We start from the raw sequence: 24,765 nt of genomic DNA, 5'->3' as shown, positions 1-24,765 counted from the left end.
GCATGGCCGAGAGCGAAATCATCACCGGAACGCTGGCAACGAGCGTACGCCTCGACAAGGCACTCGCCGAGGCGACGAATCTGTCGCGCGAACGGATCAAGGGACTCATCGCCGACGGGGCGGTCGAGATTGGCGGGGCCACCGCAAAGAGCGGTTCGGCAAGGGTCGGCGCCGGGGCCGCCTTCTCCATCACCCTGCCCCCGCCCGAGCCGCTGATCGCCGAGCCGCAGGACATCCCGCTCGAGGTCGTCTTCGAGGACGAGCACCTCATCGTGATCGACAAGCCCGCCGGCATGGTGGTGCACCCCGCCGCGGGGAACCGCGACGGCACGCTGGTCAATGCCCTGTTGTTTCACTGCAGGGGTCAGCTATCGGGCATCAATGGCGTCGCGCGGCCCGGGATCGTCCACCGTATCGACAAGGATACCAGCGGCTTGCTGGTGGTGGCGAAATCGGATGTCGCTCACGAGGGACTGGCGAAGCAGTTCGCGGACCATTCGATCACCCGCCGCTATCTCGCCGTTTGCGGCGGGCACCCCAATCCGCCCGCGGGCACGATCTCGGGGCGGATCGGGCGATCTGACAGGGACCGTAAGAAGATGGCGGTCCTGCCCGACGATGCGACCCGCGGAAAGCATGCGGTCACTCATTTCGAAACGCTGCGGCGACTAAATCACGCCGCCCTGATCGAGTGCCGGCTCGAAACCGGTCGGACGCACCAGGTACGCGTTCACTGTGAGTCAATCGGTCATGCGCTATTGGGAGACCCGGTCTATGGACGCACTCCCAAGACCCTCAGGCCTCTGCTCGAAGAACTGGGTTTCCGGCGTCAGGCCCTCCACGCGGCACGGCTTGGATTCAGACATCCTATCAGCGCTGAAACCTTGGATTTCTGCGCCGAATTGCCCTCCGACATGCGGGAACTGATCGATCAAACCGCTCGTTGAAATCGATGAAAGACGTGTGCAATCCGGACCGTGTCCGCTATAGATAACCACAGTGGCCCGACGGTCGGATGCCCATCAGGGGTCCGGCGAACGAGGTCGACGCTAGAAAGGTCAGGGTACAAGTGAGCAATACCAAAACTTTGAGCGTTCCGGCGCTCGGCGGCGAGCAGAGCCTCAACCGCTATCTCTCCGAAATCAAGAAGTTCCCCGTGCTGACGCAAGAGCAGGAATACATGCTCGCCAAGCGCTACGAGGAGCATGAGGACACCGAAGCTGCGGCGCAGCTCGTGACCTCGCACCTGCGCCTCGTGGCCAAGATCGCCATGGGCTACCGTGGCTACGGCCTTCCGGTTTCGGATCTCATTTCCGAAGGCAATGTCGGCCTGATGCAAGGCGTCAAGAAGTTCGAGGCCGACCGCGGCTTCCGTCTTGCGACCTATGCCATGTGGTGGATCAAGGCGAGCATCCAGGAATACATCCTGCGCAGCTGGAGCCTCGTGAAGATGGGCACCACCGCCGCGCAGAAGAAGCTGTTCTTCAACCTGCGCCGGATGAAGAAGAACCTCGACGCGTACGAGGACACCGACCTCCATCCCGACGACGTGAAGAAGATCGCCACCGATCTCGGCGTGCCCGAGCAGGAAGTGGTCAATATGAACCGGCGCATGCTGATGGGCGGCGACGGTTCGCTCAACACGCCGATGCGCAATGGCGAGGAAGGCTCGGGCGAATGGCAGGACTGGCTGACCGACGACACCCCGCTGCAGGACGAACTGGTCGCCGACGCGCAGGAATCGGAAGTGCGCCATGACATGCTGGTCGAAGCCATGGACAGCCTCAACGATCGCGAGAAGCACATCCTCACCGAACGCCGGCTGACCGAAAACCCGCAGACGCTCGAAGAGCTCAGCCAGGTCTATAACGTCAGCCGCGAACGCATCCGCCAGATCGAGGTGCGCGCCTTCGAGAAGCTGCAGAAGGCGATGAAGGCGATCGCCGGCGAAAGGCTGCTGCCGGGCGTCGCCTGAGCCAGCTTAAGGAAGACACGAGAAAGGGGCGCTTCCTTCGCTGGATGCGCCCCTTTCTCGTGGGTGAAGGGTCAGAACCGGCTGGTCATTGCGAGTGCCTCGTCGAAGCGCCCCTCGGCTTCGGCGTTGCGCAGGAACAAGACCATCTCCGTCAGCACCTCGGGCGGCGTCTCGCCGGCCTCGAACGGCTTCATGGTTTCGTCGATGAAGGCATCGAGGGGCATGTAGCCCTCGCGCTGCGACTGACCGGGGGTCAGTTCCGTCTGCACGGCCGGCGGGGCGAGTTCGATGACCTCGACCGCACCTGCCAGCTTCACCCTCAGCGAGACGGTATAGCTGTGCATCGCAGCCTTGGTCGCCGAATAGGTCGCCGCCTTGGGCATGGGCACGAAGGCAAGGCCAGAGGTGACGTTGATGATCGCCGCATCCGCCTGCCCCTTCAGGTGGTCGAGCAGGCCGTCGATCAGCCGGATCGGACCGAGTAGATTGGTCTCGATCGTCGCCTCGGCATCGGCGAGATCACGCGCGGACGTTATGTCCTCGTAGCGCATGATCCCGGCGTTGTTGATCAGCACGTTGAGCGCGGGAAACCTGTCGAGCAGTTCGCCGACGAAGCGCGCGACATCCTCCTCCGAAGCAACATCGAGCTGCAGCGCGTGCATGTGCGCAAACCCTTCGGCCGTCTCCTCGACGGCGCTAAGCGTCCGCCCGGCGACGATGACGGTATTGCCGAGATCGTGCCAGCGGCGCGCCAGTTCGCGTCCGATGCCGCTGCCGCCGCCGGTAATCAGGATAGTGTTTCCGCTGGTTTTCATGTTTGCCTCCGATGAGCACTGTTTGACACCGCTCCTAGATAATGCATCACTCTCTATTCGAAAGTAGGCACTTGAAAGTGCGGTACTTACCTTAAGGTGAGAAATGGAAAATCCATTACACACACGCTATTCCGACGACCCGAAAATCGACGAACTCGTCAACGAAACCATCGGTCGCGTCGCGGACAAGTGGACGCTGCTGCTGATCGAGGCGCTGGAGAATCGCGCGGCCAAGCGCTTCAGCCAACTTGGGCGCGAGGTGCCCGGGATCAGCCAAAAGATGCTCACCCAGACCCTGCGCCAGATGGAGCGCGAGGGCCTGGTGACGCGCACAGTCTATCCCGAGGTCCCCCCGCGGGTGGAATACGCGCTGACGGACCTCGGCTACGACCTCGGCGAAGCCTTTTGCGGAGTTTGGCACTGGGCGGAGCGAAACATCGCCCGGATCGAACGTGCGCGCGCCGAGTACGACGCGCGGACACCCTCGAAATAGGCCACGCCCTGCGACTGGCCTGGCCGGAACTCCGTTCTAGCGACGCGGCGCGAGGTCGAGCACTGCAGCCACCATCGCCTGGGTGCCGAGCGTCACCGATTCTCGCGGCGCAATCTTGAACAGCGGGGAATGGTGCGAGGGGACCGAAGGGCCACCGGCCTCTTCGGCGTCGAAGGCAGCCTGCGGTGTGCCCCCGACAGCGAAATAGTAGCCTGGCACACCGTATTCTTCGGCCACGAAATAGGCGAAGTCTTCCGCTCCCATGCCCTTCTGCTCCCACGGCTCGAACACGTCCTCGCCGAGGTCGCGCTTCATTGCCGCGTTGAGGCGGCGGGCGAGTTCCGGATCGTTGTTCGTCACCGGCGTCCCCTCCGACACGGTGACGGTGACCGGAACCTCGTCCGGCAGGCCATGGACCTTGCCCATGTTGACGGCGATCCGTTCGATCGCGGCGAGCAGTTGGGCGCGGGTCTCCTCGTCATTGGCGCGCACGGTGAGTTGCAGGTCGGCGCGGTCGGAAATGATGTTGTGCTTGGTACCGGAATGGAAAGCACCGACCGTGATCACCGCGGGCTTCAGCGGCTCGATCTCGCGGCTGACGATCGACTGCAGTGCCGTGACGATCTGCGAGGCGATGTAGACCGGGTCGCGCCCCATGTGCGGGCTCGCCCCGTGGGCGCCTACGCCCGGGACCATGATGTCGACCGAATCCGCGCTGGAGTACTGGATGCCTTCCGAGGCGGAGATCTTGCCCGTCGCGAGGCCAGAGGAAACGTGGAAGGCGAGCGCGTAGTCAGGCTTGCCGAACCGGTCGTAGAGACCGTCCTTCAGCATGGCCTCCGCCCCTCCAACGCGTTCTTCGGCGGGTTGGACCACGAACATCAGCGTGCCTGCCCACTTGTCCTTCATCGCCATCAGGCGGCGCGCGGTGCCGACCATCGAGGTGATGTGCACGTCGTGCCCACAGGCATGCATGACCGGATATTCCTGTCCGTCCTGACCGGTCTGGGTGACGGTGGATGCGTAGTCGAGACCGGTCTTCTCGGGCAGCGGCAGCCCGTCCATATCCGCGCGCAGCAGGATCAGCGGCCCCTCGCCATTGCGCACCATGCCGACGACGCCCGTGCCCCCCACACCTTCGGTCACCTCGAGCCCCGCCGCCCGCAGCTCGGCTGCCATGCGCTTGGCTGTTTCGGTCTCGAGGAAGGACAGTTCGGGATGCGCATGGAAGTGGAGGAACAGCGCCTCGAGATGGTCGTCGTAATCGGCCTCAACCGCCTGCTCGACCGCGGCGGGATCCGCCGCTGCCGGCGACGCCGCCAGTGCCGCTGCCAGTGAGACGGCCGCAACCGTCGTTCCGAAAATTGCCTTGCGCATGAAGTACTCCCCCTGGCCCCCTTGATCAGCGCGCGAGAAAAGCACGCGCGGCTCCGCACCGCAAGTTGGCAGATTGCCTGCGCGACCCGGCGCGGCTAGAGGCGCCTGCATGCGCTTGGTCGTCCGCTTCCTGTTCAAGACACTGGTCGGCTTCCTCGGCCTCAGCCTCGTGCTCGTCCTGCTGTTCAAGTTCGTGCCGGTCCCGGTCACCGCGACCATGCTGCTGGACGGCAACGGCATTACCAAGGACTGGACCTCGCTCTCCAACATCGATCGCAACATGGTGCGCGCGGTCATCGCGGCGGAGGACGGCAAGTTCTGCACGCATGACGGTTTCGACCGCGAGGCGATCGAGAAGGCGATCGAGAACAATGCCCGCGGGGGCCGGATCAAGGGTGGCTCGACGATCAGCCAACAAACCGCGAAGAACGTCTTCCTGTGGCAGGACGGCGGGTACGTCCGCAAAGGTTTCGAAGCCTGGTTCACCGTCCTGATCGAGCAGATCTGGGGTAAGCGACGGATCATGGAAGTCTATCTCAACGTCGCCGAGACGGGCATCGGCACCTATGGGGTGGAAGCCGGCTCGCGGCGTTATTTCGGCAAGTCGGCCGCCTCTTTGACACCGCTCGAAGCGGCGCGAATGGCGGCAGCGCTGCCGCTACCGAAGGAGCGTTCGGTCAAGAACCCGAGGGGCTGGCTGGCGCGCCATGGCAATACGATCGCCGCCCGCGTCGGCGTGGTGCGCCGCGACGGGCTCGACGCCTGCATCTACCAGTAGAGGTACCGGGAAGGTTCCGAAAAACAACGGGTTGCAAGCATGACTCGGTGCACGATAATATATCATATCTGAGCAATGATATTCCGTATCGTCTTGTTTTCCAATGTTTTTCTTGCCGCGTTGCGGGCCGTTGCGATATGCGGCGCAAAACAAATGTCGCTAATGGAGTGATCGGGCAGGTTTATGGGAGCGGGTCACGGCCACACGCATGATCACGGACAGGGGCATAGCCATGCGCCTGGTGACTTCGGCAATGCCTTCCTGATCGGGATCCTCCTCAACACCGCTTTCGTGGCGCTCGAGGCGATATACGGATGGATCTCCGGATCGATGGCCTTGATCGCCGATGCCGGACATAATCTGTCCGACGTACTCGCACTGCTGCTCGCCTGGGGCGCGAGCGCCGCCGCCAAGCGCCCGCCGTCCGAACGCTTCACCTATGGCTTCAAGAGCTCGACCATCCTCGCGGCATTGCTCAATGCAGGGCTGCTGCTGATCGCGATCGGCGCCATCCTTTTCGAAACGCTCCATCGGATCGCGGAGCCCGCCACAGTGCAGGGCGAAACCATGGCGATCGTCGCGGGCATCGGCATCGTCATCAATGCCGGAACGGCGGCGCTGTTCATGCGCGGGCAGCACGACATCAACATCCGCGGCGCCTTCCTGCACATGGCGGCAGACGCGCTGGTGAGCCTTGGCGTCGTGATTGCCGGCCTGGCGATCATCTGGACCGGCGAACGCTGGATCGACCCGGCAGTGAGCCTCGCGATCGTGCTGGTGATTGCCTGGGGCACCTGGGGCCTGCTCAAGGACAGCGTCGCGATGAGCATGCTCGCAGTGCCCAAGGGCATTTCCGAGACCGAAGTGCGTAGGTACCTCGCTGCCCTGCCTGGCGTAGAGGCGCTGCACGACCTGCACATCTGGCCGATGAGCACGACCGAGACTGCGCTGACGGTCCACTTGGTCATGCCTGGAGGGCATCCCGGCGACGCCTTCCTCGCCGAGGCCGCGCAGGAACTCGAACACCACCACCGCATCGGACATGCGACATTCCAGATCGAAACGAGCCGCGCGCCCTGCGTGGCGGCCTGCTGATGACGCCGGCGAGCGCCGATGCCCGCAATCGCCTGATCGCCGCCATGCGACGCCTGGCGCAGGGTGAGCGTGCCGCACTCGAAGAGGTCTATCGCGCAACCTCGGCGAAACTTTTCGGGATTTGCTACCGTATCTTGGGCGACGAAAAGGAAGCCGAGGACGCATTGCAGGACGTCTACCTCACCCTGTGGCGCCGCGCCGGCCGCTACGATCCCAGCCGCGCGAGCCCCATTGCCTGGCTGGCGACATTCGCACGCAATCGGGCGATCGACCGACTGCGCACAGGCAAAGTGCGCCGCGGCGCGGTGGCAGAGGATGAGGCAGCGCCGCTCTCTGACGACGCGCCGCTGGCAGATGAAATGCTGATCGACGCAGAACGACAAGCGCGCGTGCATGCATGCCTCGAGACGCTCGAAGAAGCGCCTCGCGTGGCGATCCGCACGGCGTTCTTCGAAGGCCGCACCTATGCCGAGCTGGCGGACCGCATGGAGGTTCCGCTCGGGACCATGAAGAGCTGGATCCGCCGTGGGCTTGCCAAGCTCAAGGCCTGCATGGAGGCCGGGGAATGACCGGAGACCAGATTCTCGCCGCCGAATATGCCCTCGGCCTTTTGGAAGGCGAGGAATTGCTTGCCGCACGTGCGCGTGAAGCCAGCGACGCCGCATTTGCCGCGGATGTGGCCCAATGGCAGAATCGACTCGCTCCCCTCGCCGATGCCATTCAACCGCGCGTTCCGCGCGCCGAGGTCTGGCGCCGGATCGAAGCCAAGCTCTTCAGCGATGACGGCACGGCAGACGTTCTGGCATTGCGGCGCAGCCTGCGCCGTTGGCAATGGGCGGGTGGCCTGAGCGCGGCGGCGGCGGCGATCCTCGCCTTCCTCGCCCTGCCCCAGATGCTCGGTCCGTCGGAACCGGCGCAGGGCGTAGCTGAGCGCCCCGCCGCCGACCAGCCAATCCTGGCAGCCAACATGCCGATCGAAGGGACGCCGCTGAGGCTCGATTTCACCTATCTGCCGGAGGAAGACAGCCTGCTTGTCGGTGCCGTCGGCCTGACCGCCGACGGCGTTCACGACCACGAGATCTGGTTCGTCCCTTCCGAAGGAGAGCTCGTCTCGCTCGGCATCGTGACCCCGGGCAAAGTCGTCGCACATTCGGTGCCCAAGGTGGTTGCACGCGCCCTGCACGACGGGTCTCAACTGGTGCTGACCCGCGAACCGCTCGGCGGCAAGCCCGCCGGGGTTGATGCGGGACCGGTCGTTGCCGAAGCCCGCTTGGCCACGATCTGAATTTTTTCGGCGCCCCTGCATCCGCAAGGGCGCGGCTTTCGTAGCTCGGCGCACAGGCAGGACGAGGCCTGGTGCAAGAAGGAGTGTTACGAATGCCAATTTCCAGCCAGTTGAAAATTGCCGCCATGGCATCGATTGCCGCCATGGGAAGCTTCGCCCTGGCCGCCGGAACGCCAGCATTGGCCGACCACCACAAGGAATCGGCCGGACAGAGCCAGCCCAACCTCATCGAGGCGGCGATGGGTACCGGAGTGCACGACACTCTGGTCGCTGCGGTGCAGGCTGCCGGGCTGGTCGAGACCCTTTCCGCACCCGGGCCCTTCACCGTTTTCGCGCCCACCGACGACGCGTTCGGCAAGCTTCCCACCGGCACAGTCGACACGCTGCTGAAGCCGGAGAACAAGGGGCAGCTGACCAATATTCTGACGTATCACGTTGTGGCCGGTCGCGTGCCCGCTGCGGCGCTCAGCCACGCCATCCACGAAGCCGGGGGCACCTACCAGTTCGAGACCGTTGCCGGCGAAACGCTGAGCGCGAGCCTGTCAGGCGACGCAATCGTCATTACCGACGGGGCGGGTCGCACCAGCACCGTCACCACGGCGGACGTTAATACGACGAATGGCGTGATCCACGTCACCGACGGCGTATTCCTTCCAGGCTGATCTGTCCCCCAAGGATGCCGCCCGGCCAACCCACCGGGGCGCGGCATCCCCACTGTGCCCGTCCGGCCAGCCTTGGCTGGACGGGCTTTTTATCGGCCTCAAACGGTACGCGCCGCGCAACCAGAGGTCACGCGGCGCGCTTTATTCGCAGAGGGTCAGCTGGCGATTAAGCCGCCTCTTCCTTCTCGTCCTTCTTGCCGCCGTGGACCTGGATCGGCTCCTTCTTGCCCTCGACCACGTCCTTGTCGATCACGATCTCGGTGACCCCGTCCATGTCGGGCAGGTCGAACATCGTATCGAGCAGGATCGCCTCGACGATAGAGCGCAGGCCGCGGGCTCCGGTCTTCCGCTTGATCGCGCGCTCGGCGATGGCCCGCAGCGCCTCGTCGGTAAAGGTCAGCTCGACATCCTCGAGCTCGAACAGCTTGTGATACTGCTTGGCGATCGCATTTTTCGGCTCCTGCAGGATCGTGACCAGCGCATCGACATCGAGGTCGTGCAGCGTCGCGATCACCGGCAGGCGGCCGACGAATTCGGGGATCAGCCCGAACTTGAGCAGATCCTCCGGCTCGCTCTTCTCGAGCAGCTCGCCGACGCGACGCTTGTCCGGATCGGCGACATGCGCGCCGAACCCGATCGAGCGCTTCTGCAGACGATCGGCGATGATCTTGTCGAGACCGGCGAAGGCGCCGCCGCAGATGAACAGGATATTGGTCGTGTCGACCTGAAGGAATTCCTGCTGCGGATGCTTGCGACCACCCTGCGGCGGGACCGAGGCGGTGGTGCCTTCCATCAGCTTGAGCAGCGCCTGCTGCACACCCTCGCCCGATACGTCGCGGGTGATCGAGGGGTTTTCCGCCTTGCGGGTGATCTTGTCGATTTCGTCGATGTAGACGATGCCGTGCTGCGCCTTCTCGACATTGTAGTCGGAAGCCTGGAGCAGCTTGAGGATGATATTCTCCACGTCCTCGCCCACGTAACCGGCTTCGGTCAGCGTGGTGGCATCGGCCATGGTGAAGGGCACGTCGAAGGTGCGCGCGAGCGTCTGGGCGAGCAGCGTCTTGCCCGAACCGGTCGGCCCGACCAGGAGGATGTTCGACTTCGCCAGTTCGACGTCGCCCGCCTTGGCACCATGCTTCAACCGTTTGTAGTGATTGTGCACAGCGACCGAGAGGACGCGCTTGGCACGTTCCTGACCGATGACGTAGTCGGCCAGCGTCGCGCAGATTTCGGCCGGCGTCGGAACGTCGCCTTCCTTCTTCCCGGTCAGCCCCGCCTTGGTTTCTTCGCGAATGATATCGTTGCACAGCTCGACGCACTCATCGCAGATGAACACCGTCGGGCCCGCGATGAGCTTCCTCACCTCGTGCTGCGACTTGCCGCAGAAGCTGCAATACAGGGTCGATTTGCTGTCGGTACCGCTCAACTTTGTCATATCCTAACGTCTTTCCCGCGTGGCCGCCGGCAGGTTTCCGACTGTAGGCCGCACGGGATATGGGTCAATATCATAGGTAGCGCACACCCCTTGCCACAAGCTGAAGCGGCAAGGTTGCTCAATTCCTACGACAAATTTGTAACAGTCCCACGCGGGAACAAGTTCCGCTTGGGTACTCGCACGCCGGATCAGTCGGGCGCGCCGCCCGACCCATCCGCGTCAGCGCCTTCCGATTCGGGGCGGGTTTCGAAAACCTTGTCGACAATGCCGAACTTCATCGCCTCGTCCGCTTCGAGGAAAGTATCGCGATCCATCGCCTTTTCGATCTCGTCGAGGCTCTGTCCCGTATACTTCACATAGAGATCGTTCATGCGCTTCTTGATGCGCAGGATCTCGCGCGCCTGGATTTCGATGTCGCTCGCCATGCCGCGGGCGCCGCCCGAGGGCTGGTGAACCATGATTCGCGCGTTGGGGAGCGCGATGCGCATGCCGGGTTCGCCCGCCGCAAGCAGGAACGAGCCCATCGACGCCGCCTGGCCCATGCACACGGTCGACACGCGCGGCTTGATATATTGCATGGTGTCGTGGATCGCCATGCCGGCCGTTACCACGCCGCCCGGCGAGTTGATGTACATGCTGATCGGCTTGGAGGGATTCTCGCTTTCAAGAAACAGCAGCTGGGCGGTGATCAGCGACGCCATGCCGTCTTCCACCTGCCCGGTCACGAAGACGATGCGTTCGCGCAGCAGCCGGCTGAAGATGTCAAAGCTGCGTTCGCCGCGGCTGGTCTGCTCCACGACCACGGGGACGAGCGCACCTGTCGTGGGGTCGCGGGTGAACTGGCCTTGCGCGCCGTGGGCATCGCTGCCGAACAGGTCGATCATGAAGAATCCTCTTGTCGGGTCAATCGGTCGCCTATGTCGCCATGCCTCCTGCGATGTTCAAGGGCTTTAACCCTCGAAAACAGCGGATATGTCGCTCGTCGATAGGAACGACGCGGATCTGCCCTCCATCGGTTGCCCCATGCCGCCGGTCCCGATACGAAAACCGTTGGTCGGATGGCGAACGCCCCCGGTCGAGGCGGAATTGGCGCATTCGGCTACAAGCGTAAACGGTCCCCGGACAAGACCATCGGGGGAGCCCAGTTTCATGACCTTACGTTCGCTCACATTGGCCGCATCCACCCTTGCGCTGGCTGCGGCCGCGAGCGTCCCTGCCCATGCGCAGGATGCGGACGAGGCCGCGCCTGCCGCCCCGGCCCCGATCGCGGGGGCGCAGGTATTCGAGCCGTCTTTCTTCGCCCAGTTCGCCCCACGCAGCGCGCTCGACATGGTCGACCGCATCCCCGGTTTTTCGATCAGCGGCGGCAACAATCAGGGGCAGCGGGGACTCGGCCAGGCGACGCAGAACGTGATCGTCAACGGCGAACGTCTGTCGAGCAAGTCGGAAAGCGTCGAAGACCAGCTGCGGCGCATTCCCGCTTCCGATGTCGTCCGGATCGAGATTCTCGACGGCAATGCCACAAGCATTCCCGGCCTCACCGGTCAGGTCGCCAACGTTGTCTATAAGAACAGCGGTGCTTCCGGCCAGTTTCGCTGGGTCACCGGCTTCCGTCCGCACAATACCGAAGCCCAGCTCTATGGCGGCGAGATCTCGCTTACCGGAAGCAGCGGCTCGCTCGACTACACGGTCTCGCTCTCGAACGAGAACAACCGCTTCGGCGCCGACGGTCCCGTCACCATTACCGATGGCGACGGCGCGCTGATCGAAGAGCAGTATTCGAAATTCTCCGGCAAATACGACAATCCCAAGCTCGCGACCGCCTTGGCCTACGATTTCGGCGGGGGCGTGCTGGCCAATCTCAATCTCAGCTACGGGGTCGACTACGAAAGCCGCCGCGAACCCGAGATTGCCACCCCCGTTTCCGGTCCCGTGCGCACGCGGGACGTGCGGAGCGAAGAGGACGGTCCGTTCTACGAGATCGGCGGCGATCTGCAGTTTCCGCTCGGCCCGGGGACGATGAAGGTGATCGGGCTCGAGCGTTACGAACGCGACAATTACAGTTCGACCCTGATCGACAGTTTTTCCGACGGGAGCGATCCCGAAGGTTACCGCTTCGAGCAGGTCAACGGCCTGGGCGAACGGATCGGCCGCTTCGAATATGGCTGGAAGCTGTGGCAGGCCGACTGGCAGCTGTCGGGCGAAGCGGCCTTCAACCGGCTCGATCGTCGCTCGAAGCTGTTCGAACTCACGCCCGCGGGCGAGTTCGACCAGATTGCCTTTCCGCAAGGCAATGGCGGCGTCACCGAAGATCGCTACGAAACGAGCCTCAGCTTCTCGCGTGCCCTGTCGAAGACGCTGTCGGTCCAACTGATCGGGTCGATGGAATTCTCCAAGATCGAGCAGACCGGCTCGGCCGCCAATTCGCGCAGCTTCAAACGCCCCAAGGGGTCTTTCGCCGCAACCTGGAAGCCGGCGAAGGATTTCGACCTGTCGGTGACGGTGGCGCGGCGAGTCAGCCAGCTGTCCTTCGGCGATTTCCTCGCCTCGGTATCGCTCAACAACGACAACCAGAATGGCGGCAATAACGAGCTCGTGCCCTATCAGAGCTGGAATGTCGAAGTCGAAGCGAACAAGAGCTTCGGCCCGTGGGGATCGATCAAGCTGCAAGCCCGCCAGGCGTGGTTCGAGGATTTCATCGACTACTTCCCGCTCGCCGATGGCGGCGAGGCACGCGGCAATATCGGGGATGCCAAGCGGCTTCACCTGCAGGCCAATGCAACGATCAATCTCGACCCGATCGGTTTCAAGGGCGCCCGAATCGACGCGGAAGTGGTCAAGCGCTTCATGAGCGTCAACGACCCGTTCACCGGGGTCGACCGGCCGTTTTCCTACGATCAGGAAGGCAGCTTCGATATCGACTTCCGTCACGACATCCCGTCGAGCGACTGGGCCTGGGGCGCCAATCTCAACCACTACGACCAGGCGCCCTATTCGCGCCGCTACGAGGAGGGCCATGAATGGGAGGGGACGATCTTCGGCTCGCTGTTCATCGAGCACAAGGACGTACTCGGGCTCACCGTGCAGGCGCGCGCGAGCAACCTGCTGGGCGCGCGCAATTACTGGCGACGCACGGTCTATGACGGCCCTCGCCCCGATGGCGACGTCCTGTTCCACGAATATCAGGACCGCCGGATCGGCCCGATCTTCCGGCTGACCGTAAGCGGCGACTTCTGACCCGCGGGGACCCGGTCGCATCCTTGCGCGTTCAGAAGCGCGAGGGAGAACCTGGTGGAAATCGATCCGCGTATCCTGATGTTCGTCGTGTTCGGCGGCGGGCTGACACTGGCAGTCACGCTCGAGCGCTGGCTGGCGCGTTTCTGGCTATCGCTGCCCATCCTCTACGTCGCCATCGGCTTTGGTCTGTGGTCGCTGCCGCTTGGACTGCCGCATTTCAATCCGACCGTCGACGGGTTCGATGCGATGACACTCGAATATGCCACCGAGTTCATCGTCATCGCCTCGCTGATGGCGGCCGGAATAGCCATCGACCGTCCGGTAAGTTGGGCCAACTGGCGCCAGATCTTGCCGCTTCTGCTGATCGCGATGCCGCTGACCATCGCCGCCGTCGCGCTGCTCGGATGGTGGACGCTCGGGCTTGCGCCGGCCAGCGCGCTGCTGCTGGGCGCAGCGCTTGCGCCAACGGATCCCGTTCTGGCGCGCAGCGTGCAGGTCGGCCCGCCGGGCGAGAACAAGCGCCATGACGTGCGCTTCAGCCTGACCGTCGAGGCCGGGCTCAACGACGGTCTAGCCTTCCCCTTCACCTATCTCGCCATCGCAGCGGTGGGCATGACGGCGCTGGGCGGCTGGACGGTCGACTGGGTTCTGCTGGATCTGGTCTGGCGCATCGCCGCGGGCTGCGCGATCGGCTGGGTCGTGGGCCGGATCGGTGCTTGGTATGTTTTCGAGCGCGAGGCGGATGCTCCGATCGCCGAGATCGACGAAGCCAGCGAACAGGCCGGCACACCCAGCTATTCGACCAGCGAGGGCCTCATCGTGCTCGGCACTCTGCTGCTGGCCTATGGCATCGCCGAGTTGGCAGAGGGATACGGCTTTCTCGCCGTCTTCGTGGGCGCGGTGACCGCGCGGCAGCGCGAGAACCGCAGTCGCTATCACAAGATAAGCCACCACTTCATCGACCAGATCGAACAGATCGTGCTGGTCGCGGTCCTGTTCGGTTTCGGTGCCATGCTGGCGAGTGGGGTACTTGCTCCGCTGACCTGGCCCGCCGCACTGGTCGGGCTGGCGCTCATCTTCGTGATTCGCCCGCTTGCCGGGCTTGCGGCGGAGCTCCAGTGCGACCTGCCGATGATAGGGAAGCTCGCGGTCGCCTTTCTCGGCGTACGCGGCATGGGCTCAATCTATTACCTGGCCTATGGCCAGAACCATGCGGAGTTCGCGCAGATCGACCTGCTGTGGGCGACGGTCAGCTTCACCATACTGGCGTCAATCGTGGTGCACGGCGTCTTCTCCGGCCCCTTCATCACCCATGTGGAAAGCCGCCGCGCGCATATTCACGTCGGACAGAATCCGAGCATGGCTGGGTTGTCTCCGGAGAGCCGCAGCAAGGCCTGAGCAGCAGACGGGTCCCAAGCAAAGGGGCGGCGAACCGAAGTCCGCCGCCCCTCTCGCCTCCCTCAAAAACGGGATTACTTCTTCGCCGCAGCCTTCTTGGCAGGCGCCTTTTTGGCCGCGGGCTTCTTGGTCGCAGGCTTCTCGTCGGCCTTGGCGGCAGCCGCCTTCTTGGCGGGAGCCTTCTTGGTCGCTGGCTTCTCGTCGGCGTCCTTGGCTGCTGCCTTCTTGGCCGGAGCCTTCTTGGCCGCGGCCTTCTTCGCGGGTGCCTTCTTCTTGGGCTTTTCCTCGGTCGCCTCGTCGGCTTCGATCGCGGCTTCGAGCTCTTCGCGCGTCACTTCGCGGTCGGTGATCTCGGCCTTGTCGAAGAGGAAATCGACGACCTTGTCTTCATAGAGCGGCGCGCGCAGCTGGGCGGCGGCCATCGGCTCCGAACGGACGTACTGGACGAAGCGCTCGCGATCTTCGGCGCGATATTGCTGGGCCGCCTGCTGGATGAGCATGTTCATCTCGTTGGCATTGACCTCGACGCCGTTCTTCTGACCGATTTCCGACAGCAGCAGGCCAAGGCGAACACGACGTTCGGCGATCTTGCGATAATCGTCCTTCTCGTCTTCCATTTCCTTGAGCATGGCTTCAGCGTCGTCCGACTGCGCGGCTTCCTGCTGCAGCTGCGCCCAGATCTGCTCGAATTCCGCATCCACCATACCCGCGGGCACGGCGAAGTCGTGACCGGCTGCCAGCGTGTCGAGCAGCTGGCGCTTCATCTGCGTGCGGGTGAGGCCGGCGGTTTCCTGCTCGAGCTGGCCGCGCAGGAGTTCCTTGAGCTTGTCGAGGTTTTCGAGGCCGAGGTTCTTGGCGAATTCGTCGTCGACCTGGGTCTCGGCCGGGACTTTCACCTGCTGGACCTTGATCGCGAACTGCGCGTCCTTGCCCTTGAGGCTTTCGGCCGGATAGTCCTCGGGGAAGGTCACCGTGATGGTCTTTTCATCGCCGGTCTTCACGCCCGCGAGCTGTTCCTCGAAGCCGGGGATGAACTGGCCCGAACCGATCACCAGCGGGGTGTTTTCGGCCTTGCCGCCTTCGAATTCCACGCCGTCGATGCTGCCGACGAAATCGATGATCAGCTGGTCGCCATCACCCGCCTTCTTGGTCTTGGCCGCGTCCTTGTAGCTCTTGTTGTTCGACGCGATCCGTTCGACCGCTTCCATCACCTGCTCGTCGGTGACCGGAACCGTCAGGCGCTCGAGCTCGAGGCCTTCGACCTCGGGCGCTTCGATTTCGGGCAGCACTTCGACCTCGACGCTGAGCGAGGCGTCCTTGCCTTCCTCATAGCCCTCGCCAAGTTCCACCTTGGGCTGCATCGCCGGGCGCAGCTTGTTGTCGGCCATCACCTTGTCGACCGATTCGCGGATCATGTCGTTGACCGTCTGGGCGTGAAGCTGTTCGCCGTGCATCTTGCGCACGAGGTTCGCCGGCACCTTGCCCGGGCGAAAGCCGGGCATCTTCACCTGCGGGGCGATCTTCTTCACTTCGCTGTTGACGCGCTCGTCGATTTCCTTGGCCGGAATGGTGACGGAATAGGCGCGCTTGAGGCCCTCGTTGGCGGTCTCTTTGATCTGCATGGGTTGAAACTCGTGACTTTCCAAAAGCGATATGTGCGATGAGGCTTCGCGCGGCGGCGGACTGGTGCGGGCGAAGGGACTCGAACCCCCACATCTTGCGATACTGGTACCTAAAACCAGCGCGTCTACCAGTTCCGCCACGCCCGCTAACCCGAACGAAGCTGCGCGAGGGGCGCCCAAGACTTGCCCAGGCCCTTCGCGTGTAGGCGCGTGCCTCTAGTAGAGAGCGAGAGATTGCGCAAGCGTGGCGAAGCGCGGGAACCCGCATAGGCGTCCGGAGCGTTCCAGATCGGAAAGGAACCAACACATGGCAACCCCACCCGACCCCCAACCGGACACGATCGAACCCGGTGCGCCGGACGAAGTACCGCCCGCCGCCCCGCCCGACGAAGCGCCGATGGAAGACCCGCCGGGCTTCGAACCGCCGCAGCCCGATTTCGACGAGCCGGACCGCGGACCGGCAGAAACGCCCCCTCCGCCGGATTGATCTTGCCCGCGGGGCCGCGTCGCATTATCGGCGCGCCCCATGAGCGAAGAAACCAAGAGCCAGACCCCGCCCGACCATCTTTCGGTCAATCCTGAAAGCAAGCATTTCGATGTCGAGGTGCTGAAGCGCGGCGTGGGCATCAGGTTCAAAGGCAGGCAGCGCACCGATATCGAGGAATATTCGATCTCCGAAGGCTGGGTGCGCGTCCAGGCGGGCAAGACGGTGGATCGTCACGGCAAGCCGCTGACGCTCAAGCTCACCGGTCCGGTCGAAGCCTGGTTCGAGGATCTCGGCGACGACCCGCCGGTCGCCAAGGCCGACTGATTACTTCGCGAATTCCGCGAAGGCGCTGAGGAAGCGCCGAGAGGTTTCCTTGCGTGCCGGCGCCATCGCGATCCGCGGGCGCGGCTGCGCTCGGCGGTCGGCGTAGATGAAGCCGGAAACCGGCCAGGCGGTCGTGCCGACCTTGCCGAGCGGGGCGTACCAGACGCGCACCTCGCTCCAGTCATTGGCCGGCGAGACATCGATCGCCAGCACACCCTTCTCGATCTGTCCCCGGCGCCCGTCGATCGGCGACCAGTTGGCGTGATCTAGCAGGACGCGCCGCGAATCGAGAATGCGGCTGACAGTGGCGACGTGGCCGAGCGGCATATTCTGTGTCTGGCGAAAGGCCATCACCGCGCCGACCTGTGGCGTCCGGCCCGTCGCATAACGGCCCTGCGCCTGTTCCCACCAAGTATAGGCGTCGCCATAGAGCTGGATCCCAGACACCTCTCGCGCGTAGGGTACGCATTGGAGATAGGCGTCCAGCTCCGCGCCGTTGCCGGCAAAGCCATCGAAATCGTCCGCCATCACCGGAGAGGCGCAGGCGAGCAGGGCGAAAGCGGCAAGATTCTTCCTCATGACGGCAGGATTATGCCGCCCGATCTTGCCGCTATCCTTCGCATTAAGGTTAACGGGAATTAACCAGTTGGAGCGGGATGCTTGCAAAGCAGCGCGCAAAGCGCCACTTGCCGCGCCATCATGGTGCCTTCCTCTTCAAAGCCGACAGTGATCATCATCGGTCGGCCCAATGTCGGCAAGTCGACGCTGTTCAACCGGCTCGTCGGCAAGCGCCTGGCGCTGGTCGACGACCAGCCCGGCGTCACGCGCGATCGTCGCTTCGGCGATGCGACGATCGCGGGGCTGGACTTCCAGGTCGTCGACACCGCGGGGTGGGAGGACGACGATGCCGAGAGCCTTCCCGGCCGGATGCGCAAGCAGACCGAGGTCAGCCTGGAAGGCGCCGATGCGGCGATGTTCGTATTCGATTCACGCGTGGGCCTGACCCCCCTCGACGAGGAAATCGCCCGCTGGCTGCGCGAGCAGGAAGTGCCCGTGGTGCTGGTCGCCAACAAGGCCGAAGGAAGCCAGGGAGACGCGGGCATCTTCGAAAGCTTCGCGCTGGGCTTCGGTGAACCCGCCGCCATCAGCGCCGAGCATGGCGAAGGGATCGCCGATCTGTTCGACCACCTCTGGCCGATCATCGGGGCCAAGGCCGAAGCCGCAGAAATCGAGGCGGAGATCGACGAGGAGGACGAGGAGGCGCTGCTCGCGGGCCCGCTCAAGCTGGCCATCGTCGGGCGCCCCAATGCCGGCAAATCCACACTCATCAACCGCCTGCTGTGCGAGGACCGCCTGCTGACCGGGCCCGAGGCCGGGATCACCCGCGATTCGATTGCCGTCGATTGGGAATGGCGCGATCCGCGGGACGGCGAGATGCGCGAGATCCGTCTGATCGACACCGCCGGCATGCGCAAGAAGGCACAGGTCACCGACAAGCTCGAACGGCTTTCGGTCGCCGACGCCCGGCGCGCGGTCGATTTCGCCGAAGTCGTCGTCTTGTTGCTCGACGCCACGCGCGGGCTCGAATCGCAGGACCTCAAGATCGCCAACATGGTGCTCGAGGAAGGTCGCGCGCTGATGATCGCGATCAACAAGTGGGATGTCGCGGAAGGCGCAAGCGCCTTGTTCAACGGTATTCGCGAAGCGCTCAACGAGGGGCTCGCGCAGGTTCGCGGCCTGCCGCTGTTCGCGGTCAGTGCGAAGACCGGCAAGGGGCTCGACCAGATGCTCTGCGCGGCGTTCGAGCTGCGCGCCGCATGGAGCCGCCGCGTACCCACCGCCGCGCTCAATCGCTGGTTCGACGATGCGCTCGAAGCCAACCCGCCGCCCGCGCCCAAGGGCAAGCGGATCAAGTTGCGCTATATCACCCAGGCCAGCATCCGCCCTCCGCGCTTCGTCGTTTTCGGCACGCGGCTCGACATGCTGCCCAAGAGCTACGAGCGCTATCTGGTCAACGGGATACGCGACAAGCTGGGCTTCGATGCCGTGCCCGTACGCGTCGTGCTCAAGGCGCCGAAGAACCCGTACCAGAAGGATTGAGGCGCAAAATGCTCGACATCCTTGCGGGCACGGGCGCGATCGACCTGATCGAACGGACCAGTTCGAGCATGCGGGTGCAGCAGGTGGTCCAGCTGAGCCTGGCGCCGGCCTTCCTGCTAGCCGGGATCGGGGCGGTGATGAACGTCATGACGAATAGGTTGATCTGGGTCGCCAACAAGATCGAGCGCATTCTCGAGGCCGGCGAGGAAGGCGACATGGAGGCCATGCGGGCGGAATTGCCCGCGCTCGAGCAGCGCCGGATCTATGCCCAGCGCGCGGTGATGTTCAGCACCGCATCGGCGCTGGCTATCAGCGTCGTGATCATGCTGCTGTTTTTCAGCGCCTTCGTCGAGGCCGCGCTCGGCACGCTGGTTGCGATCACCTGGGTGATCTGCATGGGACTGCTGGTCGCCGGGCTGGGTTCTTTCCTGATGGAAACGCGCACCGCCGCCCGCCGTAACCGCGAACGGATGCGCGAGCGCAGGGTTTCAGCGAACCAAATCTGAGCGCTTCGCGACCAGTCGAAGGCTATTCCGCGTCGAACCGTGCCGATGCTTCGCCACCGGTTCATCTTGCCGTGCGATATTCGCTTCCAGGGCAAGGAGGCCAGCATGAGCAGATTGCGCATTGCGATTCACGGTTCACCCAAGCGCGACGATGAAGCTATCGCCCTAGAGGCGCTGGATATCGCCACTGCCTTGACGATCGCCGACATCAACCTCGGCAGCGGAGACGCCGAAATCTGGGAGGGAGATCGCCGTCTTGCCCGCCTCGCCAAGCTGGGCGGCGAGCATGCGACCTTCTGGCGCGTCGGCTGAGCGCGTTCAGTCTTCCCCGCCCTCGCCCGCCGGCCTGCTGTTGAGCTGGACGTAGTTTTCCAGACCCATGCGTGCGATCATGTCGAACTGGGTTTCGAGGAAGTCGACATGCTCTTCCTCGCTTTCGAGGATACGCTCGAAGATCTCGCGGCTCGTGTAGTCGCGCACGCTTTCGCAATGCGCGATGGCATCCTTGAGCAGCGGGATCGCTTCCATTTCGACCGCCAGATCGGCCTTGAGGATTTCCTCGACCGTTTCACCGACCTTCAGCCTGTGGATCGCCTGGAAGTTCGGTAGGCCGTTGAGGAACAGGATGCGCTCGGCGAGCATGTCCGCATGCTTCATCTCGTCGATCGATTCGTGCCGCTCGTACTCGGCGAGCTTGGTCACGCCCCAATCGGCGAGCACGCGATAGTGGAGCCAGTACTGGTTGATCGCGGTCAGTTCGTTGGTGAGCGCCTTGTTGAGGAACTCGATGACCTTGGAATCGCCTTGCATGGCCTGGTCTCCTTGCTGATGGGCAAGCAAACCCTATGCGCTTCAGGGCACCCGCCTGGCAATGGTCGGGGAGCGAAAAACCGCGGAAATCCGCCAGTTGCGAGCGATTGTCGTTAGCGGAAAACTAAGCCGCGACAGGCACCATGCCGAACTCGCGCTCTTCCTGCAGGATCGCATCGGCCTCGTCGAGGCAGGTGCCGCAGCAGGCCGGCTTGCCGAGCGCCGCATAGCACGTTTCCGCATCGCCCGAGACGTGACGCGCGGCGTGACGCAGCTCGCTTTCCCGGATGGCATTGCAGACACAAATGTACACTCGAAGGCTCCTGCGACTGACTCGCAACAGCATATCTAGTGAGAACCGTTCTCATTAGCAAGCGCAGTCTTCATCGGCGTAGGGGAAACAGCCGGCGATAGGTCAGGCAGCGCCACAGCCATTCCAGCGGACCGAAGCGAAAGCGGTCGAGCCAGGGCTTGGACCACAGCAGCATGAGTGCGCAGGTGGTCAGCGCCACGAGATAGAGCTCGCTCCGTCCGAGCCTGCCGAACAATCCGCCCGCCCAACCGTGGAACAGCAGCAGCATCAGCACCGAAGTGCCGAGATAGTTGGTGAAGGCTGCCCGGCCCGCCGCCGCAATCCGTCCCACCAGCGGACCGTGTGCGTGCCGGCCCCACAATGCGAGCAGGGCGACGAGCCCGAGGATCGCGAGCCCCCGCGGCAGCATCGACCAGCCCACCACAGCGGCGAGCGTGCCATAGTAGGTCAGCCCGCCGGTCTCGGCCCACAGTGCCACGGGCACGGTGAACATCGTCCCTGCGAGAAACAGCGCCCAGCCCCAGAGCCGCTGACGGCGGGCATCGAGGCGACCGTCGAACAATCCATAACGATAGGCGGCCATGCCGATCAGCATCAGTGGCAGCGTTTCGAACCAGGACATCAGCAGATTGAAGAGCAAATCGCCGCCATGTGCGGCGAGATTGTGTGCAACCCATCCGTGATAGTCGCCCCCTGCTATCAGCTCGGTCTCGAAGCGGCCGTCTGCGAGATTGGTCTGTTTGTCTGCTTCGAGATCCGTGGCCATCTGCGAATAGGCGGGGCGCTGCCCGAGATCGCCATCAGCAACCATTGGCAGGAAGCCGACGAAACCCGCATACAGGAGCGCTCCGCCGATATAGCCGAGCACCCCCAGCACCAACTGGTGGAGCCGTGGCAGGCCCACAAACAACAGCGCCGCGGTTCCGGCGCAGGCGTAGAGGAACAGGATGTCGCCGCGCCATAGGAAGAAGAAATGTGCCAGACCGAACAGGGCGAGCCAGAACAGGCGCTGCACCTGCAGCCAGATTCCCTGCCCCCGCGCCCAGGCCTTTTCGAGAAAGAGGTACATCCCCGCCCCGAACAGCAGCGTGAAGAGGCCGCGCATTTTCCCGTCGACCAGCACGAGTTGCGCGACCCACATCCAGTCCTCGGCCATGCTGTGCGGGACGGCGAAGGCAGCCGGGTACAGATAGGCGCTCATCGGCTGGCCGAAGGCGATGATGTTCGCGAACAGAATGCCCATGACCGCGAGCCCGCGTATGAGGTCGAGGCTCGCGATGCGACTATCACCCGCAATTGCAATCGGGGTGGCGCTCTGGCCCTCAGCTATTGCGCGGGCTGATCCGTCATCGTGATCCTGCATGGGGCCGCATTAGCGCAGCCCGCGCAGGTGCCAAGCCAATTGGTCTCAGCGCGTGACGAGGCAATCCTGGCCGCTGCGCTTGAGCGAGGTGCAAGCGGCTTTGGCCGCGCCTTCGGTTGCGTAGCCGTCGGCAAGCAGTCGTGTCAGCTTGCCCGACTTGAGCAGCAGGCGGCTGTGCCCTGCCACTTCGGGCCGACCCGAGATCCGGCTCCACATCCGTTCGGCATTGCCGGGCACGCCGAAGGCGCCGAGCTGGACCTTCCACGGGCCTGCCGCAGGCGCGGTGCGGGTTGTGGCAGCGGGGGTCCGCGACATAACGGCGGGCGGGGAAGATGCGGCAGCAACGTCACGCGCAGGCGCTGGCGTCGGCGTCGCCTCGGCCTGACGGGCAATCACCGTCGGTCTCTGCGCTGGCAAGGTATAGTCCGCCCCTGCCGCCTGCGATGCGGCCGAAGTGCCGGCGACCCTCGGGGTCCCGGACGGGCGGGCTGCGACGGATTGCGAAGCGGGCGCGGTGACCACCGGACCGGTCGGCGCATCGTTGCCGAGCCCGAGGTCGGCTGCCGCAAGCTGGCGGGAGCGAGCCGCATCGGCTTCGGCCTTGAGCGAGGCCGCGAGCGGCTGCGCCGCCTGCCGATCCTCGAGCGAGATATATTCGTCCATCTGGGCCAGCGCGCCGCGGGCCTGCGGCAGGCCGGCCGAATTGGCCAGCGTCAACAGCGCATAGGCGCGCCGCCAGTCCTTGGCGACGAGGTCGCCGTTGAAATGGGCTATGCCGAGCAAATATTGCGCCCGCGGATCACCGCGCGATGCGGCGGCTGAAATATAGGGCATCGCCTGCTCGCGCGCGCCACGCTGGAACAGCAGCAGGCCGTAATTGTCGGCCGCCTTCACGTGACCCTGCGCCGAAGCCTTGGCATAGAGCGCTTCCGCCTGCGCGAGATCGGTATCGACCCCGCGGCCGAGACGATAGGCCTGCGCCATATTGAACTGCGCGTCGGGGTCGCCTGCCGCCGCCGGCCCTGCCCATTCGCGCACTGCAGTCGCGAAATCGCCATTGGTCCAGGCATCGACGCCCGCCTTTACATCGGCATGTGCCGGAACTGAGACCAAGGCCAGCGCGGCAACCGAACCCGCCATCAATCCTGCTTTCGCCCAAGCTCGCATCGCCAATCTTCCCATCCAGCATACCGGCGAACGGGCCGGTTCTGCGTCATCCTATAGTAAATCGCCCGTTAGCAAAGTGTTGCTGCCGATTTCGCCCTCACCCCAGGCACCAAATCCGAACCGGCTTAACCCTAAATTAGGGGTAGTCTGCGATTGCCATGGCAAGACCGCGGTCGATGATCGCAGCTTTCTGAACTGGATACTGGCGCAAACCAGGGGGACCAAGTCTTGCGTGTACTGGCATTGGCATCGCAGAAGGGCGGATCGGGCAAGACCACGCTCTCGGGACATCTGGCGGTTCAGGCGCAACGCGCCGGCGCCGGTCCCGTCGTCCTGATCGATATCGATCCGCAGGGGTCGCTGGCCGATTGGTGGAACGAACGAGCGGATGAATATCCCGCTTTTGCGCAGACCACCGTCGCCCGTCTCGCAACCGATCTGGCGATCCTGCGTCAGCAGGGTTTCAAGCTGGCAGTCATCGATACGCCCCCGGCGATCACCATGGCCATCCAGTCGGTGATCTCGGTTGCCGAATTGATCGTCGTCCCGACCCGCCCCAGCCCGCACGATCTGCGCGCCGTGGGCGCCACGGTCGACCTCTGTGAACGCGCGGGCAAGCCGCTGGTGTTCGTGGTCAATGCCGCGACGCCGAAGGCCAAGATCACCTCCGAAGCCGCCGTCGCGCTGTCGCAGCACGGCACGGTTGCTCCGATCACGCTTCATCACCGCACCGATTTCGCGGCCTCGATGATCGACGGCCGAACGGTGATGGAAGTCGATCCCGAAAGCCGCAGCGCAGCCGAAGTTACCGCGCTGTGGAAGTACATCGCCGACCGCCTGGAAAAGAATTTCCGCCGGACGGTCTTCGCCGCGCCGCATTCGCAGTCCGCGATTGCCGGCATCCACCGTCCCGTCGGCGGCTTCGGTCGCCGCGTGGCCCAGTAATCCCGGAAGGGCGGAGGCAGAAGGATGTCTGACGCCAATTTCGCTTCGCTCTCCTCCACCCTGCTCGCGCGCAAGGGTGGTGCCAAGCCGGCGATGCGTCCGCAATCGGGGATCATCGGCCCGGTCGACGGCCGCGAAGCCGCTGCCAATCTCGAAGATCTGGGCTGGAACGACATGGGTGACGAGGAGGCGGCGCAGCGCAAGCCGGTCGCTTCGGCCGACAACCTCTTTGCCATGGTTCCGCATTCGACCAGCGAAGCGGAAGCGCCCAACCAGGTGCGCGAATCGCTCACCCGGATCCAGGCGCAGCTCGAAAAGCCCGCCCAAGCCGCACCCGTTTCGCGCAAGCCTGCCAGCGCGCAGGGCAAGCGCGCAGCCTTCACGCTGCGGCTCGACCAGGAACGCCATCTCATGCTGCGCCTCGCCTGTACCGTTCGCGGACGCAGCGCGCAGCAGCTGGTGACCGACGCGCTCGACGCGCTGCTCGCCGAAATGCCCGAAATCGCAAGCCTCGCTGCTCAGGTGCAGCACGGCACCAAATGAAGTCTTACGACGCACTTACGCCTTCGAAGGGGGTT

27 protein-coding genes and 1 tRNA gene are annotated in these 24,765 nt (G+C 64.1%); 17 read left to right on the top strand and 11 right to left on the bottom strand.

Features of this window, described 5'->3' with window-relative positions:
* The first annotated feature begins 2 nt into the window (after nucleotides 1-2).
* A complete protein-coding gene (locus ACN4E0_RS10910) occupies nucleotides 3-947 on the top strand; it encodes an RluA family pseudouridine synthase (protein WP_419567759.1) in 945 nt (314 codons plus the stop codon).
* Nucleotides 948-1,069: 122 nt separating this feature from the next.
* Nucleotides 1,070-1,975: an RNA polymerase sigma factor RpoH gene (gene rpoH / locus ACN4E0_RS10905; RefSeq protein WP_221603290.1), complete on the top strand. Its 906-nt coding sequence runs from the start codon at nucleotides 1,070-1,072 to the stop codon at nucleotides 1,973-1,975.
* Between the two features lie 71 nt (nucleotides 1,976-2,046).
* On the opposite strand, the gene ACN4E0_RS10900 is transcribed toward rpoH, so the two are convergent.
* Nucleotides 2,047-2,790, bottom strand: coding sequence for an SDR family oxidoreductase (locus tag ACN4E0_RS10900; RefSeq protein WP_419567757.1), 744 nt, complete (start codon nucleotides 2,788-2,790; stop codon nucleotides 2,047-2,049).
* 103 nt (nucleotides 2,791-2,893) lie between these two features.
* Here ACN4E0_RS10900 and ACN4E0_RS10895 point away from each other — a divergent pair, with 103 nt between their 5' ends.
* Nucleotides 2,894-3,283, top strand: coding sequence for a winged helix-turn-helix transcriptional regulator (locus tag ACN4E0_RS10895; protein WP_419567755.1), 390 nt, complete (start codon nucleotides 2,894-2,896; stop codon nucleotides 3,281-3,283).
* 36 nt (nucleotides 3,284-3,319) lie between these two features.
* Here the strand turns inward: ACN4E0_RS10895 and ACN4E0_RS10890 are convergent, their stop codons facing one another.
* On the bottom strand, nucleotides 3,320-4,660 hold the full coding sequence (locus ACN4E0_RS10890; RefSeq protein WP_419567753.1) for an amidohydrolase: 1,341 nt from the start codon (nucleotides 4,658-4,660) through the stop codon (nucleotides 3,320-3,322).
* Nucleotides 4,661-4,769: 109 nt separating this feature from the next.
* Here ACN4E0_RS10890 and mtgA point away from each other — a divergent pair, with 109 nt between their 5' ends.
* From mtgA to ACN4E0_RS10865, 5 genes are all read left to right on the top strand, one after another.
* Entirely contained in the window at nucleotides 4,770-5,438 is a 669-nt protein-coding gene (gene mtgA, locus ACN4E0_RS10885) for a monofunctional biosynthetic peptidoglycan transglycosylase (protein ID WP_419567751.1), read from the top strand.
* A 183-nt stretch (nucleotides 5,439-5,621) separates the two neighbouring features.
* Nucleotides 5,622-6,533, top strand: coding sequence for a cation diffusion facilitator family transporter (locus ACN4E0_RS10880; protein ID WP_419567749.1), 912 nt, complete (start codon nucleotides 5,622-5,624; stop codon nucleotides 6,531-6,533).
* Entirely contained in the window at nucleotides 6,533-7,102 is a 570-nt protein-coding gene (locus ACN4E0_RS10875) for a sigma-70 family RNA polymerase sigma factor (protein WP_419567747.1), read from the top strand. Before ACN4E0_RS10880 ends, ACN4E0_RS10875 begins: the two co-directional genes overlap by 1 nt.
* The gene (locus tag ACN4E0_RS10870) at nucleotides 7,099-7,818 is read left to right on the top strand and encodes an anti-sigma factor (RefSeq protein ID WP_419567745.1); all 720 of its coding nucleotides are present in this window, start codon (nucleotides 7,099-7,101) and stop codon (nucleotides 7,816-7,818) included. The genes ACN4E0_RS10875 and ACN4E0_RS10870 overlap by 4 nt, the downstream gene beginning before the upstream one ends.
* A gap of 92 nt (nucleotides 7,819-7,910) precedes the next feature.
* Nucleotides 7,911-8,480: a fasciclin domain-containing protein gene (locus tag ACN4E0_RS10865; RefSeq protein ID WP_419567743.1), complete on the top strand. Its 570-nt coding sequence runs from the start codon at nucleotides 7,911-7,913 to the stop codon at nucleotides 8,478-8,480.
* A 166-nt stretch (nucleotides 8,481-8,646) separates the two neighbouring features.
* On the opposite strand, the gene clpX is transcribed toward ACN4E0_RS10865, so the two are convergent.
* The gene (gene clpX / locus ACN4E0_RS10860) at nucleotides 8,647-9,915 is read right to left on the bottom strand and encodes an ATP-dependent Clp protease ATP-binding subunit ClpX (RefSeq protein WP_419567741.1); all 1,269 of its coding nucleotides are present in this window, start codon (nucleotides 9,913-9,915) and stop codon (nucleotides 8,647-8,649) included.
* Nucleotides 9,916-10,103: 188 nt separating this feature from the next.
* On the bottom strand, nucleotides 10,104-10,799 hold the full coding sequence (locus ACN4E0_RS10855; protein WP_419567739.1) for an ATP-dependent Clp protease proteolytic subunit: 696 nt from the start codon (nucleotides 10,797-10,799) through the stop codon (nucleotides 10,104-10,106).
* A gap of 265 nt (nucleotides 10,800-11,064) precedes the next feature.
* Here ACN4E0_RS10855 and ACN4E0_RS10850 point away from each other — a divergent pair, with 265 nt between their 5' ends.
* The gene (locus ACN4E0_RS10850) at nucleotides 11,065-13,152 is read left to right on the top strand and encodes a TonB-dependent receptor plug domain-containing protein (protein WP_419567737.1); all 2,088 of its coding nucleotides are present in this window, start codon (nucleotides 11,065-11,067) and stop codon (nucleotides 13,150-13,152) included.
* A 54-nt stretch (nucleotides 13,153-13,206) separates the two neighbouring features.
* Nucleotides 13,207-14,550, top strand: coding sequence for a cation:proton antiporter (locus ACN4E0_RS10845; protein ID WP_419567735.1), 1,344 nt, complete (start codon nucleotides 13,207-13,209; stop codon nucleotides 14,548-14,550).
* Nucleotides 14,551-14,624: 74 nt separating this feature from the next.
* On the opposite strand, the gene tig is transcribed toward ACN4E0_RS10845, so the two are convergent.
* Together tig and ACN4E0_RS10835 are read right to left on the bottom strand one after the other, a co-directional pair.
* Nucleotides 14,625-16,172, bottom strand: coding sequence for a trigger factor (gene tig / locus ACN4E0_RS10840; protein ID WP_419567733.1), 1,548 nt, complete (start codon nucleotides 16,170-16,172; stop codon nucleotides 14,625-14,627).
* Between the two features lie 62 nt (nucleotides 16,173-16,234).
* A tRNA-Leu gene (locus ACN4E0_RS10835) sits at nucleotides 16,235-16,319 on the bottom strand.
* A gap of 160 nt (nucleotides 16,320-16,479) precedes the next feature.
* On the opposite strand from ACN4E0_RS10835, the gene ACN4E0_RS10830 reads away from it, so the two are divergent.
* Complete coding sequence (locus tag ACN4E0_RS10830; RefSeq protein WP_419567732.1) at nucleotides 16,480-16,659, top strand: hypothetical protein; 180 nt, start codon at nucleotides 16,480-16,482, stop codon at nucleotides 16,657-16,659.
* A 39-nt stretch (nucleotides 16,660-16,698) separates the two neighbouring features.
* Complete coding sequence (locus ACN4E0_RS10825) at nucleotides 16,699-16,983, top strand: DUF3297 family protein (RefSeq protein WP_419567731.1); 285 nt, start codon at nucleotides 16,699-16,701, stop codon at nucleotides 16,981-16,983.
* Here the strand turns inward: ACN4E0_RS10825 and ACN4E0_RS10820 are convergent, their stop codons facing one another.
* On the bottom strand, nucleotides 16,984-17,562 hold the full coding sequence (locus ACN4E0_RS10820; protein WP_419567729.1) for a CHAP domain-containing protein: 579 nt from the start codon (nucleotides 17,560-17,562) through the stop codon (nucleotides 16,984-16,986).
* A 120-nt stretch (nucleotides 17,563-17,682) separates the two neighbouring features.
* Between ACN4E0_RS10820 and der the strand changes: the two genes are divergently transcribed.
* From der to ACN4E0_RS10805, 3 genes are all read left to right on the top strand, one after another.
* Nucleotides 17,683-19,083 (top strand): ribosome biogenesis GTPase Der, encoded by a 1,401-nt coding sequence (der, locus tag ACN4E0_RS10815; RefSeq protein ID WP_419567727.1) that lies wholly within the window; start codon nucleotides 17,683-17,685, stop codon nucleotides 19,081-19,083.
* 8 nt (nucleotides 19,084-19,091) lie between these two features.
* Complete coding sequence (locus ACN4E0_RS10810) at nucleotides 19,092-19,589, top strand: DUF2721 domain-containing protein (RefSeq protein ID WP_419567725.1); 498 nt, start codon at nucleotides 19,092-19,094, stop codon at nucleotides 19,587-19,589.
* A 105-nt stretch (nucleotides 19,590-19,694) separates the two neighbouring features.
* Complete coding sequence (locus ACN4E0_RS10805) at nucleotides 19,695-19,901, top strand: hypothetical protein (protein ID WP_419567723.1); 207 nt, start codon at nucleotides 19,695-19,697, stop codon at nucleotides 19,899-19,901.
* A gap of 6 nt (nucleotides 19,902-19,907) precedes the next feature.
* Here ACN4E0_RS10805 and bfr read toward each other — a convergent pair whose 3' ends face one another.
* The 4 genes from bfr to ACN4E0_RS10785 all read right to left on the bottom strand — a co-directional run bounded on the left by bfr (nucleotide 19,908) and on the right by ACN4E0_RS10785 (nucleotide 23,215).
* Nucleotides 19,908-20,399, bottom strand: coding sequence for a bacterioferritin (gene bfr, locus ACN4E0_RS10800; RefSeq protein ID WP_419567721.1), 492 nt, complete (start codon nucleotides 20,397-20,399; stop codon nucleotides 19,908-19,910).
* A gap of 124 nt (nucleotides 20,400-20,523) precedes the next feature.
* Nucleotides 20,524-20,712 carry a (2Fe-2S)-binding protein gene (locus ACN4E0_RS10795; protein WP_419567719.1) on the bottom strand — a complete coding sequence of 63 codons (189 nt, stop codon included), beginning with the start codon at nucleotides 20,710-20,712 and terminating at the stop codon, nucleotides 20,524-20,526.
* Nucleotides 20,713-20,782: 70 nt separating this feature from the next.
* Entirely contained in the window at nucleotides 20,783-22,075 is a 1,293-nt protein-coding gene (locus ACN4E0_RS10790; protein ID WP_419567717.1) for a DUF418 domain-containing protein, read from the bottom strand.
* Between the two features lie 45 nt (nucleotides 22,076-22,120).
* The gene (locus ACN4E0_RS10785; RefSeq protein WP_419567715.1) at nucleotides 22,121-23,215 is read right to left on the bottom strand and encodes an SPOR domain-containing protein; all 1,095 of its coding nucleotides are present in this window, start codon (nucleotides 23,213-23,215) and stop codon (nucleotides 22,121-22,123) included.
* A gap of 255 nt (nucleotides 23,216-23,470) precedes the next feature.
* Here ACN4E0_RS10785 and ACN4E0_RS10780 point away from each other — a divergent pair, with 255 nt between their 5' ends.
* Nucleotides 23,471-24,187, top strand: coding sequence for a ParA family protein (locus ACN4E0_RS10780; protein WP_221603310.1), 717 nt, complete (start codon nucleotides 23,471-23,473; stop codon nucleotides 24,185-24,187).
* A 24-nt stretch (nucleotides 24,188-24,211) separates the two neighbouring features.
* The gene (locus tag ACN4E0_RS10775; RefSeq protein WP_419567712.1) at nucleotides 24,212-24,730 is read left to right on the top strand and encodes a hypothetical protein; all 519 of its coding nucleotides are present in this window, start codon (nucleotides 24,212-24,214) and stop codon (nucleotides 24,728-24,730) included.
* Nucleotides 24,731-24,765: the final 35 nt, after the last annotated feature.

This window comes from Qipengyuania sp., assembly GCF_048550555.1.
Taxonomy (GTDB): domain Bacteria; phylum Pseudomonadota; class Alphaproteobacteria; order Sphingomonadales; family Sphingomonadaceae; genus Qipengyuania.
Note: the sequence above shows the minus strand (reverse complement) of the source record. Positions and strands in the feature narration are given on the sequence as shown.

What these genes read in the sequence shown, in the direction of transcription:
- ACN4E0_RS10830 (WP_419567732.1), top strand. Translation starts at nt 16,480, where the DNA reads ATGGCAACCCCACCCGACCCCCAACCGGACACGATCGAACCCGGTGCG.
- ACN4E0_RS10865 (WP_419567743.1), top strand. Translation starts at nt 7,911, where the DNA reads ATGCCAATTTCCAGCCAGTTGAAAATTGCCGCCATGGCATCGATTGCC.
- ACN4E0_RS10805 (WP_419567723.1), top strand. Translation starts at nt 19,695, where the DNA reads ATGAGCAGATTGCGCATTGCGATTCACGGTTCACCCAAGCGCGACGAT.
- ACN4E0_RS10875 (WP_419567747.1), top strand. Translation starts at nt 6,533, where the DNA reads ATGACGCCGGCGAGCGCCGATGCCCGCAATCGCCTGATCGCCGCCATG.
- clpX (WP_419567741.1), bottom strand. Translation starts at nt 9,915, where the DNA reads ATGACAAAGTTGAGCGGTACCGACAGCAAATCGACCCTGTATTGCAGC.
- bfr (WP_419567721.1), bottom strand. Translation starts at nt 20,399, where the DNA reads ATGCAAGGCGATTCCAAGGTCATCGAGTTCCTCAACAAGGCGCTCACC.
- ACN4E0_RS10895 (WP_419567755.1), top strand. Translation starts at nt 2,894, where the DNA reads ATGGAAAATCCATTACACACACGCTATTCCGACGACCCGAAAATCGAC.
- tig (WP_419567733.1), bottom strand. Translation starts at nt 16,172, where the DNA reads ATGCAGATCAAAGAGACCGCCAACGAGGGCCTCAAGCGCGCCTATTCC.
- ACN4E0_RS10900 (WP_419567757.1), bottom strand. Translation starts at nt 2,790, where the DNA reads ATGAAAACCAGCGGAAACACTATCCTGATTACCGGCGGCGGCAGCGGC.
- ACN4E0_RS10820 (WP_419567729.1), bottom strand. Translation starts at nt 17,562, where the DNA reads ATGAGGAAGAATCTTGCCGCTTTCGCCCTGCTCGCCTGCGCCTCTCCG.
- ACN4E0_RS10790 (WP_419567717.1), bottom strand. Translation starts at nt 22,075, where the DNA reads ATGCAGGATCACGATGACGGATCAGCCCGCGCAATAGCTGAGGGCCAG.
- mtgA (WP_419567751.1), top strand. Translation starts at nt 4,770, where the DNA reads ATGCGCTTGGTCGTCCGCTTCCTGTTCAAGACACTGGTCGGCTTCCTC.
- ACN4E0_RS10910 (WP_419567759.1), top strand. Translation starts at nt 3, where the DNA reads ATGGCCGAGAGCGAAATCATCACCGGAACGCTGGCAACGAGCGTACGC.
- ACN4E0_RS10870 (WP_419567745.1), top strand. Translation starts at nt 7,099, where the DNA reads ATGACCGGAGACCAGATTCTCGCCGCCGAATATGCCCTCGGCCTTTTG.
- ACN4E0_RS10785 (WP_419567715.1), bottom strand. Translation starts at nt 23,215, where the DNA reads ATGGCGGGTTCGGTTGCCGCGCTGGCCTTGGTCTCAGTTCCGGCACAT.
- ACN4E0_RS10810 (WP_419567725.1), top strand. Translation starts at nt 19,092, where the DNA reads ATGCTCGACATCCTTGCGGGCACGGGCGCGATCGACCTGATCGAACGG.
- ACN4E0_RS10775 (WP_419567712.1), top strand. Translation starts at nt 24,212, where the DNA reads ATGTCTGACGCCAATTTCGCTTCGCTCTCCTCCACCCTGCTCGCGCGC.
- ACN4E0_RS10850 (WP_419567737.1), top strand. Translation starts at nt 11,065, where the DNA reads ATGACCTTACGTTCGCTCACATTGGCCGCATCCACCCTTGCGCTGGCT.
- ACN4E0_RS10825 (WP_419567731.1), top strand. Translation starts at nt 16,699, where the DNA reads ATGAGCGAAGAAACCAAGAGCCAGACCCCGCCCGACCATCTTTCGGTC.
- der (WP_419567727.1), top strand. Translation starts at nt 17,683, where the DNA reads ATGGTGCCTTCCTCTTCAAAGCCGACAGTGATCATCATCGGTCGGCCC.
- ACN4E0_RS10855 (WP_419567739.1), bottom strand. Translation starts at nt 10,799, where the DNA reads ATGATCGACCTGTTCGGCAGCGATGCCCACGGCGCGCAAGGCCAGTTC.
- ACN4E0_RS10890 (WP_419567753.1), bottom strand. Translation starts at nt 4,660, where the DNA reads ATGCGCAAGGCAATTTTCGGAACGACGGTTGCGGCCGTCTCACTGGCA.
- ACN4E0_RS10880 (WP_419567749.1), top strand. Translation starts at nt 5,622, where the DNA reads ATGGGAGCGGGTCACGGCCACACGCATGATCACGGACAGGGGCATAGC.